The sequence below is a fragment of the Serratia marcescens subsp. marcescens ATCC 13880 genome (assembly GCF_017299535.1).
Lineage (GTDB): Bacteria > Pseudomonadota > Gammaproteobacteria > Enterobacterales > Enterobacteriaceae > Serratia > Serratia marcescens.
On record NZ_CP071238.1, the window covers coordinates 5048017 to 5061198 of the forward strand.

Annotated in this window: 13 protein-coding genes; 6 read left to right on the plus strand and 7 right to left on the minus strand. The window is 57.3% G+C overall.

Annotated elements, in window-relative coordinates; all coding sequences use genetic code 11:
• Positions 1-3 precede the first annotated feature (3 nt).
• Together glnG and J0F90_RS24115 are read left to right on the plus strand one after the other, a co-directional pair.
• Positions 4-1416 carry a nitrogen regulation protein NR(I) gene (gene glnG / locus J0F90_RS24110; protein WP_015379452.1) on the plus strand — a complete coding sequence of 471 codons (1413 nt, stop codon included), beginning with the start codon at positions 4-6 and terminating at the stop codon, positions 1414-1416.
• A gap of 113 nt (positions 1417-1529) precedes the next feature.
• Positions 1530-1652, plus strand: coding sequence for a YshB family small membrane protein (locus J0F90_RS24115; RefSeq protein WP_004931250.1), 123 nt, complete (start codon positions 1530-1532; stop codon positions 1650-1652).
• Positions 1653-1686: 34 nt separating this feature from the next.
• Here J0F90_RS24115 and hemN read toward each other — a convergent pair whose 3' ends face one another.
• Both hemN and yihI read right to left on the minus strand, forming a co-directional pair.
• Positions 1687-3060, minus strand: a complete 1374-nt coding sequence (gene hemN, locus J0F90_RS24120; RefSeq protein ID WP_033639119.1) for an oxygen-independent coproporphyrinogen III oxidase — start codon at positions 3058-3060, stop codon at positions 1687-1689.
• A gap of 182 nt (positions 3061-3242) precedes the next feature.
• On the minus strand, positions 3243-3785 hold the full coding sequence (gene yihI, locus J0F90_RS24125; RefSeq protein ID WP_015379455.1) for a Der GTPase-activating protein YihI: 543 nt from the start codon (positions 3783-3785) through the stop codon (positions 3243-3245).
• Between the two features lie 734 nt (positions 3786-4519).
• Here yihI and yihA point away from each other — a divergent pair.
• Positions 4520-5164: a ribosome biogenesis GTP-binding protein YihA/YsxC gene (yihA, locus tag J0F90_RS24130; RefSeq protein ID WP_004931258.1), complete on the plus strand. Its 645-nt coding sequence runs from the start codon at positions 4520-4522 to the stop codon at positions 5162-5164.
• A 278-nt stretch (positions 5165-5442) separates the two neighbouring features.
• Here the strand turns inward: yihA and spfP are convergent, their stop codons facing one another.
• Positions 5443-5490 (minus strand): small protein SpfP, encoded by a 48-nt coding sequence (gene spfP / locus J0F90_RS24935; RefSeq protein ID WP_071892919.1) that lies wholly within the window; start codon positions 5488-5490, stop codon positions 5443-5445.
• Positions 5491-5681: 191 nt separating this feature from the next.
• Positions 5682-8480 (minus strand): DNA polymerase I, encoded by a 2799-nt coding sequence (gene polA / locus J0F90_RS24135; RefSeq protein ID WP_033639118.1) that lies wholly within the window; start codon positions 8478-8480, stop codon positions 5682-5684.
• Between the two features lie 497 nt (positions 8481-8977).
• Between polA and J0F90_RS24140 the strand changes: the two genes are divergently transcribed.
• Entirely contained in the window at positions 8978-9874 is an 897-nt protein-coding gene (locus tag J0F90_RS24140) for an acyltransferase (protein ID WP_033639117.1), read from the plus strand.
• 41 nt (positions 9875-9915) lie between these two features.
• On the opposite strand, the gene dsbA is transcribed toward J0F90_RS24140, so the two are convergent.
• The 3 genes from dsbA to J0F90_RS24155 form a co-directional block, all read right to left on the minus strand.
• On the minus strand, positions 9916-10539 hold the full coding sequence (gene dsbA, locus J0F90_RS24145; protein WP_004931264.1) for a thiol:disulfide interchange protein DsbA: 624 nt from the start codon (positions 10537-10539) through the stop codon (positions 9916-9918).
• Between the two features lie 29 nt (positions 10540-10568).
• Positions 10569-11555: a serine/threonine protein kinase gene (locus tag J0F90_RS24150; protein ID WP_033639116.1), complete on the minus strand. Its 987-nt coding sequence runs from the start codon at positions 11553-11555 to the stop codon at positions 10569-10571.
• 98 nt (positions 11556-11653) lie between these two features.
• Positions 11654-11923 (minus strand): YihD family protein, encoded by a 270-nt coding sequence (locus J0F90_RS24155; RefSeq protein WP_004931268.1) that lies wholly within the window; start codon positions 11921-11923, stop codon positions 11654-11656.
• Positions 11924-12071: 148 nt separating this feature from the next.
• Between J0F90_RS24155 and mobA the strand changes: the two genes are divergently transcribed.
• Positions 12072-12662: a molybdenum cofactor guanylyltransferase MobA gene (gene mobA, locus J0F90_RS24160; protein ID WP_033639115.1), complete on the plus strand. Its 591-nt coding sequence runs from the start codon at positions 12072-12074 to the stop codon at positions 12660-12662.
• A complete protein-coding gene (mobB, locus tag J0F90_RS24165) occupies positions 12659-13177 on the plus strand; it encodes a molybdopterin-guanine dinucleotide biosynthesis protein MobB (protein ID WP_033639114.1) in 519 nt (172 codons plus the stop codon). The genes mobA and mobB overlap by 4 nt, the downstream gene beginning before the upstream one ends.
• Positions 13178-13182: the final 5 nt, after the last annotated feature.

Consider the following 13182-nt stretch of genomic DNA (forward strand, 5'->3'; position numbering starts at 1 on the left):
GCAATGCAACGAGGGATAGTCTGGATCGTCGATGACGATAGCTCCATCCGCTGGGTGCTTGAGCGCGCGCTCACCGGCGCGGGCCTGAGCTGCGCCACCTTCGAAGGCGGCAATGACGTGCTGGAAGCCTTGGCCACGCAAACCCCCGACGTGCTGCTGTCCGATATCCGCATGCCGGGCATTGATGGTCTGGCGCTGCTCAAGCAGATCAAACAGCGTCACCCGATGCTGCCGGTGATCATCATGACCGCGCATTCGGATTTGGACGCCGCCGTCAGCGCTTATCAGCAAGGGGCCTTCGACTACCTGCCGAAGCCGTTCGACATCGACGAAGCGGTGGCGCTGGTCGAGCGCGCCATCAGCCATTATCAGGAACAGCAGCAGCCGGTGCGCAGCCAGCCGGCCAGCGATCCGGCGGCGGACATCATCGGCGAGGCGCCGGCGATGCAGGACGTGTTTCGCATCATCGGCCGGCTCTCGCGTTCGTCGATCAGCGTGCTGATCAACGGCGAATCCGGCACCGGCAAGGAGCTGGTGGCGCATGCGCTGCACCGCCACAGCCCGCGCGCCAAGTCGCCGTTCATCGCCCTGAACATGGCTGCCATCCCCAAGGATCTGATCGAGTCCGAGCTGTTCGGCCACGAGAAAGGCGCCTTCACCGGCGCTAACCAAATCCGCCAGGGGCGCTTTGAACAGGCCGACGGCGGCACGCTGTTCCTCGACGAGATCGGCGATATGCCGCTCGACGTGCAAACGCGCCTGCTGCGGGTGCTGGCGGACGGCCAGTTCTACCGGGTCGGCGGCTATGCGCCGGTGAAGGTCGACGTGCGCATCATCGCCGCCACGCACCAGAACCTGGAGCTGCGGGTACAGGAAGGCAAGTTCCGCGAGGATCTGTTCCACCGCCTGAACGTGATCCGCGTACACCTGCCGCCGCTGCGCGAGCGCCGTGAAGACATCCCGCGGCTGGCGCGCCACTTCCTGCAGATCGCCGCCAAAGAGCTGGGCGTCGAGGCCAAGAACCTGCATCCGGAAACCGAAACTGCGCTGACCCGCCTGCCCTGGCCGGGCAACGTGCGCCAGTTGGAGAACACCTGCCGCTGGCTGACGGTGATGGCCGCCGGGCAGGAAGTGCTGATTCAGGATCTGCCGGGTGAGCTGTTCGAAACCGCCGCGCCGGAGAGCCCCAGCCACAGTCTGCCGGACAGCTGGGCCACGCTGCTGGCGCAGTGGGCCGATCGCGCGCTGCGTTCCGGTCATCAAAACCTGCTGTCGGAAGCCCAGCCGGAAATGGAGCGCACGCTGCTCACCACCGCCCTGCGCCATACCCAGGGGCACAAACAGGAAGCCGCGCGCCTGCTGGGCTGGGGGCGCAATACCCTCACCCGCAAGCTTAAAGAGCTGGGTATGGAATAGGAACGGGGATGGATGATGAAAAACGCAGTCCGGCGCACAAAAAAACGCCAACCGCAGGCTTTACAGCCGGTGCGGGCGCAGTATGATCGTGTCGCACACTCTGGAGGTTGACGATGCTGGACTCATTCATCGCATTCATTTCTCAGGGCGCGGAGCTGGGCTCCGCCGCCAGCCACACTCCGCAGGCGGCGGTCGCCGCGGTGCTGTGCGCCGCGCTGATTAACTTCTTCAGTTAAAAAAACAGCCGCATCAGCGGCTGTTTTTTCATCCTCAGATCACCCGAGAGAACTGCTGGCTGCGTGCCTGTTGCCGCAGATAGCGGTCGAAACACATACAGATATTGCGGATCAGCAGGCGCCCGCGCGGCGTGACGCGAATGCCTTGCTCATCGCGCTCCACCAGCCCATCGCGTTCAAACGGCGCCAGCAGCTGCAGGTCTTCGGCGAAGTAAGCGGTGAAATCGATGCCGTATTGCCGTTCGAGCGGCTGATACGCCAACCGGAAATTGCAGATCAGGGTTTTGATCAGATCGCGCCGCAGGCAATCGTCGTCCGTCAGCGCCAGCCCGCGCCACAGCGCGTTGCCCTGCGCTTGCACGCTGTCATAGTAATGCTTCAGCTCTTTCTGATTCTGCGCATAGCTGTCGCCGAGCATGCTGATAGCCGACACGCCCAGCCCCAGCAGATCGCTGTCGCCCTGAGTGGTGTAGCCCTGGAAATTGCGGTGCAGTTTGCCTTCGCGTTGGGCGATCGCCAGCTCGTCGTCCGGATGCGCAAAGTGATCCATACCGATGAACTGATAGCCGGCGTCAGTCAGGAACGCGATGCTCTGCTGCAAGATATCCAACTTCTGCTGCGCGCTGGGCAGATCGGCGTCTTTGATTTTGCGCTGGGCGGCGAACAAATTCGGCATATGCGCGTAGTTGAACACGCTGAGGCGATCGGGATTCAGTTCGGCCACCCGCTGCAGCGTGAAAGCGAAGCTTTCCGGCGTCTGTTTCGGCAGGCCGTAGATCAGATCGATATTGGTTGAGCGGAAGCCCAGCGCTTTGGCCCGTTCGATCAGAGCGAAGATGAAGGCTTCGTCCTGCTCGCGGTTGACCAACTGCTGCACCTGCTTGTTGAAATCCTGCACCCCCATGCTCAAACGGTTAAAGCCTTCGGCGCGTAAATGATCGAGCACATCCAGCTCAATCTCGCGCGGATCGACTTCGATCGACATCTCCGCATCGGGCAGAAAATCAAAATGTTCGCGCAGCAGCGCCACCAGCCGGCTGATTTGCGCTTTGTCCAGGTAGGTTGGCGTACCGCCGCCCCAGTGCATCTGGCCAACCTTGCGGCCGGCGAACAGCGGCGCACGGCTGGCGATCTCTTGCGCCAAAACGTTCAGGTATTCGTCGGCCTTGTGCGTCTGGCGCGTCACCAGCTTGTTGCAGCCACAGAAATAGCACAGCTTATGGCAGAAAGGGATATGCACGTACAGCGACAGCGGCCGCTCAGGGTAGCGCGCCGCGGCGCGTTGAAACGCCGCTTCGTCGTAGCGCTGGTTAAACTCCAGCGCCGTGGGGTATGAGGTATAACGCGGCCCTGAGTAGTTATATTTTTGGATCAGGGCCAAATCCCAGACAATCGTCTGCTCTGACATGCTCACTCCTTCCGATATCTTTTTCTACCGGGCCGGGAGAGGGGCGGTTGTCTGCGCTGTCTGGCCACGGAAGCGCTGCGAAAACGCGCTTTGCGCTTAGACAGCCGCCATAGTTTACCGAATAACCACAGCAGATAACACATCAAGAGTAGGGCTATTGTCGGGATCAGCCACATGGCGCGTTAAAAAGCATCCTTCGGGTTGCCGCCTTTCAGCAGCTTCAGAATATCTTCCTGCTTCTCTTCTTCTTCCTCGTCGTCTTCATCGCCCAGCTCGATGCCCAGCACGTCCATCAGCACATCGATACGATCCAGCGTCTTATCGACATACGCCTGTTCTTGCGCGTTCAGCGTTTCGCCATCGTCGATGCGATCCAGCAGCGCGTTCAGGCGTTCGTCATTTTCCAGCTTCGCCAGCTCTTCTTCCGGCGACAGGCGCGGTTTCGCTTCGGCCTTTGGCTTCGGCTGCGGTTTGGCCTTCACTTTGGTTTCGTCGACCACCAGCGCAACCGGCACTTTACTGCCGATACGCGGATCTTTGGCTTCCGCCGCCGATTTGTTTTTTTGGCTGCCGGACTCAACCTGGGTGCGTGAACCGGAAGCGTGGCCGCGGCGCTTTTTCAGGCGTTTGCGCTCGCGCGCTTCCTGATCGAGCTCCATACGGCTTTTCTTTTTCGTTTTTGACTTCGCCGCGCTGCCGCGAGGTGCTTTTGATGGCTGGTTCATAGCGTGTGCTCTTAGGTATGTAGATTCAGTATAGAATTGCGGCGGAATCTAGCAGAAAGCGGACAAAGAAAAAAGGCGGCAGGTTAAACCTGCCGCCTATTTCGCACCTTCTTGCGAAGGGTATTCCTGTTACGCGCTCCTTGCGTACATGCAACATCCCGGTTTTTCCTTCTGCTATAACCGCATTCCCTGCCACTACGTCCTTCATCCTGAAAGGAAAATCGTCCATGGCGCAATCCATTCGCATCCGCTCTTCCCGAACGTGCTTCCTGCGGGCATCCAAACTGCCGATACTTCACCATCCGATGTGCCTGCCGCCTATTCCGGTGCGAAAGGGTCACTTCCTTTTGCGTTCATCCTGGCACTCATTGCACGCCCTGTGCATTCCCTGAGATTTGTCATCCTTCCCGGATGTTCCCTAATCCTGCGCAACCCTGCGTTAACGAGTACTTTACGTTATTGTTGCGAAGGCTCAAGGCACCTGACGCCGATTTGACTGACATTTCCACACAACGAAAAAACAACACATTGTTTTTAAAATAGAAACAGAAATATCGCTTTCGAATAAAGCGACATTACCCGCGATTCGAATGGCAAATGTCTCACAACGTACGGTCGGCATAACTGCCGTTTTATCGCGCCCCGCCGCTTAAAAACGGAGAAACACGCCATTTTTACCGCTGATGCAGTTATAATCGCCAACCAGTTAGCCATCCTCACGGAGACGAAAAATTTTGACCAGCAAGAACTACAACTATCATGTGACCCATTTCGTCACCAGCGCACCCGATATTCGCCATCTGCCGGGGGATGCAGGAATTGAAGTCGCCTTTGCCGGCCGTTCCAACGCCGGTAAATCCAGCGCGCTGAATACGCTGACCAATCAAAAAAGCCTGGCGCGCACCAGTAAGACGCCGGGGCGCACCCAGCTGATCAACCTGTTCGAAGTGGAAGACGGCATTCGTCTGGTCGACCTGCCGGGTTATGGCTACGCCGAAGTGCCGGAAGAAATGAAGCGCAAATGGCAACGCGCGCTGGGCGAATACCTGCAGATGCGCAACAGCCTGAAAGGGCTGGTAGTGCTGATGGATATCCGCCATCCGCTGAAAGATCTCGACCAGCAGATGATCCAATGGGCGGTCGACGTCGGCACGCCGGTGCTGGTGTTGCTGACCAAGGCCGACAAGCTGGCCTCCGGCGCACGCAAGGCGCAACTTAACATGGTGCGTGAAGCGGTGCTGCCGTTTATGGGGGACATCCAGGTCGAAGCCTTCTCATCGCTGAAAAAGATCGGCGTCGACAAGTTGCGCCAGAAGCTGGACACCTGGTTTAACGAGATCCCGCCGGAAGTGCTGCCGGAAGAGGACATCGGCGAATAAGCCCTGATCGCACGTTTGAGCCGATGCCTCGCCGCATCGGCTTTTTTATGCCCGCAGATCGGCCGCAGGCGGGATTTTTCGTTATCTAATTACATTTTTGAAATAAAGCCATCATAAAGACTTATTGCCAAAACGGGCTTGTCTCGCCGAATTACGCGGATTGAGGGAGCGGAAGCTGAAATGAAAAGCGGGGCCGAGCGATAGGAAAAACGTATGGTTTGCTGCTGTTTTTACAATAAAAAACGCCCCAGTCAATACTGACTGGGGCGGCTAAATATTCAGCCAAATCCGATTACGTGAAGTAAAAGGTCTGAAAGATAGAACATCTTACCTCTGTACCCTACGCCTGTAACTCTACATCATTTTTTCGCAGGGAAAAAGAATTTTTTGTAGTTTACTTACACAATTTGCGGCGCAAGAACGGCGAAGTTGGGGAAACTATCGCCGCATCTTGTAGCTTAATTACGAAAAGTGCTTAGGTTATCGCCAGTTAGCGCATACGGCGATAACCCAACGATCAATGCGCCTCATCCCAGTTCATGCCGACGCCCACATCGACCTTCAGCGGCACCGCCAGCGTCATGCTGCCTTCCATCAGTTGGCGGATACGCTGGCTGGCTTCGTCGATCACCGATTCATGCACCTCGAACACCAATTCATCGTGCACCTGCATGATCGCGCGCACCAACGGCTTCTCCTGCCCCTGCAGCCAGGCGTCGACCTCGATCATCGCACGCTTGATGATATCGGCCGCCGTGCCCTGCATCGGGGCGTTGATGGCGGCGCGCTCGGCCGCCTTGCGGCGCATGGCATTGCTGGAGCGGACGTCCGGCAGATACAGACGGCGGCCGTCCAGCGTGCTGACATAGCCCTGCTCGGAAGCCTGCTGACGGGTGCGCTCCATGTAATCCAGCACGCCCGGGTAACGTTCGAAGTAGAGATCCATATAGCGCTGGGCTTCCCCACGCGGGATCCCCAGCTGACGCGCCAGGCCGAAAGCGCTCATGCCGTAAATCAAACCAAAGTTAATCGCCTTGGCGCTGCGGCGCTGCTCGCCGGTCACTTTATCCAGCGGCACGCCGAAAACTTCCGACGCCGTGGCGCGGTGAATGTCTTTCCCTTCGGCGAAGGCCTTCAGCAGCCCTTCATCCTGTGACAGATGCGCCATGATGCGCAGCTCGATCTGCGAGTAGTCGGCCGCAACGATGCGGTAGCCTTCCGGCGCAATAAAGGCCTGGCGAATGCGCCGCCCTTCTTCGTTGCGCACCGGGATGTTCTGCAGGTTCGGATCGCTCGAGGAGAGGCGGCCGGTGGCGGTCACCGCCTGATGGTACGAGGTATGCACCCGCCCGCTGACCGGATTGATCATCAGCGGCAGCTTGTCGGTATAGGTGGTCTTCAGCTTCGCCAGGCCGCGGTATTCCAGGATCACCTTCGGCAGCGGGTAGTCCAGCGCCAGCTCGGCCAGCACCTCTTCGTTAGTGGACGGCGCCCCGCCCGGGGTTTTCTTCAGCACCGGCAGCTTTTGTTTTTCGTACAGGATCGCCTGCAGTTGCTTGGTCGACGCCAGGTTGAACGGCTCTTCCGCCAGCTCGTGGGCCTGCGCTTCCAGCTCAGCCAGACGCTTGGCCAGCTCTTGGGAGTGGGCCGACAAAATGGCCGGATCGATCAGTACCCCGGTGCGTTCGATATGTGACAGCACCGGCAGCAGCGGCATTTCAATCTCATTGAATACCGTCAGCAGTTCCGCGCTCTGTTTCAGCTGCGGCCACATCGCCAGGTGCAGCTGCAGCGTGACATCGGCGTCTTCGGCGGCGTAAGGCGCCGCCTGCTCCAGCGCGATCTGGTTGAACGTCAGCTGGTTTTTGCCCTTGCCGGCGATCTCTTCAAAGGTGATGGTTTTGTGGCCCAGATAGCGATCGGCCAGGCTGTCCATATCGTGACGGCCGCCGACGCTGTCCAGCACATAGGACTCCAGCATGGTGTCGTAGGCGATGCCGCGCATCTCGATGCCATAGCGCGCCAGCAGGCTCATGTCGAACTTCAGGTTTTGCCCGACCTTGAGCGCCTTCTCGTCTTCCAGCAGCGGCTTGAGCGCCTCCAGCACATAAGCGCGATCCAGCTGCGCCGGCGCATCCAGATAATCGTGCGCCACCGGCAAATAAGCCGCTTCGCCCGGCGCGATCGCGAAGGACAGGCCGATCAGGTTGGCGGTCAGGGTATCCAGACCGTCGGTTTCGGTATCGAAGGCAAACACGTCGGCCTTTTTCAGCCGCGCCAGCCAGTCGGTAAAGGTCGCTTCGTCCAGGATAGTGACATACCCGTCCTGGGACAGCTTGGCTTCCGCCAAGGCTTTCGGCGCTTCCACGGCGGCAGCCGGTTTGGCGGCGCCGGCAGCTTTCGCGCCCGCGCCTTTCTTGTGTTCCAGCCAGACGCCGGCTTCCACGTCCGCCAGCCAGCGTTTGAACTCGTACTGTTTGAACAGCTGTTGCAACGTGTCGACATCCGGCGCGGAGACCGTCAGGTCCGCGCAGGTCAGATCCAGCTCGACGTCGGTTTTGATCGTCGCCAGCTTATAGGAGAGGTACGCGACCTCTTTATTCTGTTCCAGCTTGGCCGCCATGGTTTTGGCGCCGCGGAAGCTCAGCGTAGCGATGTTCTCCAGATTACCGTACAGCGCATCCAGCCCGCCGATACCCTGCAGCAACGCCTGGGCGGTTTTCTCGCCCACGCCCGGTACGCCGGGAATGTTGTCCGATGAATCGCCCATCAGCGCCAGGAAGTCGATGATCAACTCCGGCGGAATGCCGTACTTGTCGCACACTTCCTGCGGACCGAGGATCGTGTTGTTCATGGTGTTGATCAGGGTGACGTTCGGCGTCACCAGCTGCGCCATGTCTTTGTCGCCGGTGCTGATCAGCACCGCATGGCCGGCCTTTTCGGCCTCCAGCGCCAGCGTACCGATAACGTCGTCCGCCTCAACGCCGGGCGTCACCAGCAGCGGCAGGCCCATCGCCTTGACCATGCTGTGCAGCGGCTCGATCTGCGCGCGCAGATCGTCCGGCATCGGCGGCCGATGTGACTTGTATTCAGCGAAGAGATCATCGCGGAAGGTCTTCCCTTTGGCATCAAACACCACGGCAACGTGGCTCGGTTGATACTGCAGCAGCAGGCTGCGCAGCATATTCAGCACGCCGTACATCGCGCCGGTCGGCTCGCCCGCCGAGTTGGTCAGCGGCGGGAAGGCGTGATAAGCGCGGTAGAGGTAGGAGGAACCGTCAACCAGGATTAGTGGGTTTTCTGCAATCTGGGCCATAGCGTTTCTTTATCGTGATCGGACATAGGGGTAAGCATGCCATAGCTGGCCGTCGGAGACGAACCTTAGCGTGCATTGCGGACGAAAATGATGTGATTGTGTGCGAGGATCCGCAAGATCTTACCTGTGGATAACTTTGTGCATAGAAAAGAGACCGAATTATAACGCTGCGATTATCGTTATAACGGCGAATAAAATTCCTATTTAAATCACCGCGTTAAAAGAACGAATTCCGGCGACGCTTTATTATTGGCTTTTATTGGATTTGTGGATATAACTTTCGCCGGATTTTAATCGCACTATTCATCAAATTCGGCGCCTCAATTACCATAGCACAAGCTGGACAAGTTGCACGAAAACTCAGCAAATGGTTATCCGATGAGACGAAAAACAGTGATTTTTAGCGGCGCTTTACCCCGGCGATTTCTGTTAAAATGCGTTTTTGTTCATGCGTTTTGGCATGCAACGATGTTCCCAACAACCGTCAGCCCATAATCATGCCAAGATTGTTAACGCCTGTTATCTTTATCATTTCCGTCATACTTACCATTCTGGTGACGGTGTTGTGCTCCATCCCCATCACGCTGGCCGGCATCGTGAAACTCCTGGTGCCCATTCCCGCCGTCTGGCGATATATCTCGGCTTTCGCCGATTTCATGATGTGGTGTTGGTGCCAAGGGCTGGCGCTGTTATTGCGCATTAACGGGCAATTGCGTTGGGATATTGAAGGGCTGGAAGGGCTGGACCGCAAAAACTGGTATCTGCTGATCAGCAACCACGAAAGTTGGTCGGACATTGTCGTACTGTGCGTGCTGTTCAGAAATCATATTCCAATGAATAAGTATTTTCTCAAGCAACAGCTCGCCTGGGTGCCTTTTGTCGGCCTGGCCTGCTGGGCGCTGGATATGCCATTCATGAAGCGTTACTCCCGCGCCTATTTGCTCAAGCATCCGGAAAAGCGCGGCAAGGATATCGAAACGACGCGCCGTTCCTGCGAAAAATTCCGCCAGCGTCCAACCACCATCGTCAATTTCGTCGAGGGTTCACGCTTCACCGAAGCCAAGAAAATTAAAAGCAATTCGCCGTATCGCAATTTGCTGGCGCCTAAAGCCGCCGGCATCGCGTTTACACTCAGCGCGTTGGGCAATCAGTTCGACAAAATATTGAACGTTACTCTGCTCTATCCGGAAAATAACCAACGGCCTTTTAGGGATATGCTGTGCGGGCGGCTGACGCGTATCGTGGTGAGAATAGAGACGCTGCCGATCGATGAAACCCTGCACGGGGACTACTTCAACGACAAGCAGTTCAAGCGGCGCTTCCAGCTGTGGCTGAATACGCTATGGCAGGAAAAAGATCGGTTGCTGGATAAATTGAAACGGCAATATGGATAAAAAAACGCCGGCGATGCCGGCGTTTTCGCATGGGGTCTGGCTTATTTCTGCTGGCTGAGGAATTTAACCACATCGGCGAACTGCTTCACGTAAGCGTCCATCGAGCTGGTGTCCAGGCCATCGTTCTTAACCATGTATTTGCCGTTGACGAATACCGCCGGCACGCCGCGCAGCTGCAGATCTTCTGCGGCTTTCTCCTGTTGAACCACCAGAGATTTCACCACGAAGCTGTTCCAGGCCGCATCATAATCTGCTGCGGTCACACCCGCTTTCACGAAGACATTGCGGATATCATCCGGCGTTTGCACGGTCTGGGTTTTCTGCACCGCTTCAAACATCAGCGGGCTCACCTTGTCTTCCACGCCCAGCGCCATCGCTACCGCCCATGCCTGAGTCAGCTGTTTGCCCAACGGCCCCAGGAATTCAACGTGGTACTTGGTCATTTTGGTGCCGGCAGGCAGCGCTTTCTTTACGTTCTCAGACACATGATAGACCTGCTCGAACTGGTAGCAGTGCGGGCAGTAGAAGGAGAAGAACTCCAACACCTGCGGCTCGCCGGTCACCGGTTTGTCCAGGGTCACATACTGAGCGCCATCGCTAAACTGTGCTGCCGAGGCACTGAATGCCATCACCATGCCAACGAGCGCCAACCATATTTTTTTCATAAGACTAAACTCTCCATTGTGTTAAAGCTTCAATACATTGGCGTCAGCTGCAGAGGGGGCTCCTGCAACAGCTTAACCTGTTCGGTGAAGGCCGCAGTCTGAGACAACCAGAAATCAGACTCCGCCATCCACGGAAAACTCTTGGGGAAGGCCGGATCCTGCCAACGGCGAGCGACCCAGGCCAGGTAATACACCATGCGCATCGCCCGCAGTGGTTCAATCAACGCCAGCTCGCGCTGATCAAACTCGGCAAATTCGCTATACGCCTCCAGCAAGACATCCAGCTGCATCAGTTGATCGCGACGTTCGCCGTGCAGCAACATCCACAGATCCTGCACTGCCGGGCCGTTGCGCGCGTCATCAAGATCGACGAACAGCGGGCCATCGCGCCACAGAATATTGCCCGGATGGCAATCACCGTGCAAACGGCGCGGCTGCCAGTTCAGATGCCAGTGCGACTTGATCGCCGCAATCAGATTATCCGTCGCCTGCAGGAACGCGTCACGCTGCGTTGCCGGTAGCAGCTCGCAATCGGCCAGCACCTGGCGCGGGGCGGTGAGGTACTCTTCAATCCCCATCGTTGGCCGCTCGGCGAACAAACGCTCACCGCCGACCTGGTGGATACGCCCCAGAAAACGGCCCACCCATTCCAACTGATCCAGATTGTCTATCTCGTATTGCCGGCTCCCCACGCTGGGGAACAGGGCAAAGAAAAAGCCGCCGTGCGTATGCAGCGTAGCGCCTTGCAGCGCCAACGGCGCCACCGCCGGGATCTCCGCGCCGGCCAGATCCAGAGCGAACTGATGTTCCTCACCGATCTGTGCGGCGCTCCAGCGCTCCGGGCGGTAAAACTTCACCACGTAGCGCCGGCGATCTTCGTCCATAAACTGATAGACACGGTTCTCGTAGCTGTTCAGCGCCGTCAGGCCGGAATCGACGCGCAGGCCAACTCCTTCTAGCGCGTCCATAATCAAATCGGGCGACAGGGTGTCGAAATTAAAAGCAGAGTTATTCATAACGTTCGTTTGATCGCTGACAGCACGGTGCCGGGAATGAGAAATAGTAGCATTAATGGCGCATTTCACGCGCTATGCTTTCTCGCACCGCACGAGGATCAGTCCTTGATAACGCCGCGAGCGCGCAGCAGCGCCGTTTTAAAATCTTCTTCGTAATCTTTCTTCAGACCCGGGATCTGATCCGTGCCGGCGCTACCGCGCATTTTCAGGTGATAAATGAGAATATCGTCGCTCAGTTCGGACAACTCGCCCTGGAAGCCCGCTTCCTTCGCCAGCTTTTGCAAAAACTGCATCAAATTGAGATCGGGATCTTCCTGCCAGGCCGGGTGCAACAGCTCGATCAACTCGTTTACGCGATGCGTTTTCATCTCAATATCGTCCAATAGCATGAATAAACTCACAAAGTAACAGGCTTACCCACGCAGTGAAAGAACCGGCTTGTCAATAAAGGTAAATCCTGATGTCACGTCTGCTTTAGCGCTACAATCAGCCCATCGACAAGGCGGGATAAACGAGATGCATAAAGAAATCAGCGGCGTCATTTTGGCCGGCGGACGGGCCACGCGCATGGGCGGTGAAGACAAAGGCCTGGTGTCGATTGGCGGGATCGCACTCTATCAACACGTATTGGCTCGGTTACGGCCACAGGTGACTTCCATCGTCATCAGCGCCAATCGCAATCAGGCATGTTATCAGGCGAGCGGTTTGCCGGTGATTGGCGATCTGACGCCCGATTTCGCCGGGCCGCTGGCCGGCATGCTGGCCGGGCTCAAGCAATCTTCCAGCGAATGGGTGGCCTTCGTCCCTTGTGATGTCCCCGACTTTCCCGCCGACTTAGTCGCTCAGCTATGGCAGCAAAAAGGCGCGGCGCAGGCGGCCTTTGCCAGCGATGGTGAACGAGATCACCCCACCCTGGCGTTACTGCATAGCCAAATAGCGCCGCAGCTGGCCGACTATCTGGCGCGCGGTGAACGCAAGCTGATGCTGTTCTTGCATCAAATTGGCGCACAACGCGTAGTGTTCAGCGGGCAACAAGCGGCATTTCATAACCTGAATACGCCAGCTGACTGCCTGAATTGGCAACAAACGCGAGAGCTCAAAAAATGAATCGTTCATTGCCTCCCTTGCTGGCCATCGGCGCCTACAGCGGAACGGGGAAAACAACCCTGCTCAAACAGCTGATCCCGTTGCTGAAACAACGCCAGGTAAGGATTGGACTGATCAAACATACGCATCACGACATGGATGTGGATACGCCGGGTAAAGACAGCTATGAGCTGCGTAAAGCAGGCGCCGAACAAACGCTGGTCGCCAGCGATCGCCGCTGGGCATTGATGACCGAAACGCCGGAGCAACAATCTTTGGATCTACGCTACCTGGCAGAGCGTTTTGACGCCGATAAAGTCGACTTGATTCTGGTGGAAGGGTTCAAACATGAGCCGGTCAGCAAAATCCTGCTTTATCGGGCCGAGATCGGCAGACCGTTGGAAGACATGCTGGATCGGTTTGTGGTGGCGGTAGCCAGCGACCGACCGCTATCCATTTCGGCTAAACAGCTGGATCTCAACCGACCGGAAAGCATCGCCGACTTTATTGTCGAGTGGTTGAAAGGCGCAGCGTAGCTGCG

Excerpts from the sequence above, each read along its gene's own strand:
- polA (WP_033639118.1), bottom strand. The coding sequence starts at position 8,480 with ATGGCCCAGATTGCAGAAAACCCACTAATCCTGGTTGACGGTTCCTCC.
- glnG (WP_015379452.1), top strand. The coding sequence starts at position 4 with ATGCAACGAGGGATAGTCTGGATCGTCGATGACGATAGCTCCATCCGC.
- J0F90_RS24155 (WP_004931268.1), bottom strand. The coding sequence starts at position 11,923 with ATGAAAACGCATCGCGTAAACGAGTTGATCGAGCTGTTGCACCCGGCC.
- mobA (WP_033639115.1), top strand. The coding sequence starts at position 12,072 with ATGCATAAAGAAATCAGCGGCGTCATTTTGGCCGGCGGACGGGCCACG.
- hemN (WP_033639119.1), bottom strand. The coding sequence starts at position 3,060 with ATGTCAGAGCAGACGATTGTCTGGGATTTGGCCCTGATCCAAAAATAT.
- J0F90_RS24115 (WP_004931250.1), top strand. The coding sequence starts at position 1,530 with ATGCTGGACTCATTCATCGCATTCATTTCTCAGGGCGCGGAGCTGGGC.
- J0F90_RS24140 (WP_033639117.1), top strand. The coding sequence starts at position 8,978 with ATGCCAAGATTGTTAACGCCTGTTATCTTTATCATTTCCGTCATACTT.
- dsbA (WP_004931264.1), bottom strand. The coding sequence starts at position 10,539 with ATGAAAAAAATATGGTTGGCGCTCGTTGGCATGGTGATGGCATTCAGT.
- J0F90_RS24150 (WP_033639116.1), bottom strand. The coding sequence starts at position 11,555 with ATGAATAACTCTGCTTTTAATTTCGACACCCTGTCGCCCGATTTGATT.
- mobB (WP_033639114.1), top strand. The coding sequence starts at position 12,659 with ATGAATCGTTCATTGCCTCCCTTGCTGGCCATCGGCGCCTACAGCGGA.
- yihI (WP_015379455.1), bottom strand. The coding sequence starts at position 3,785 with ATGAACCAGCCATCAAAAGCACCTCGCGGCAGCGCGGCGAAGTCAAAA.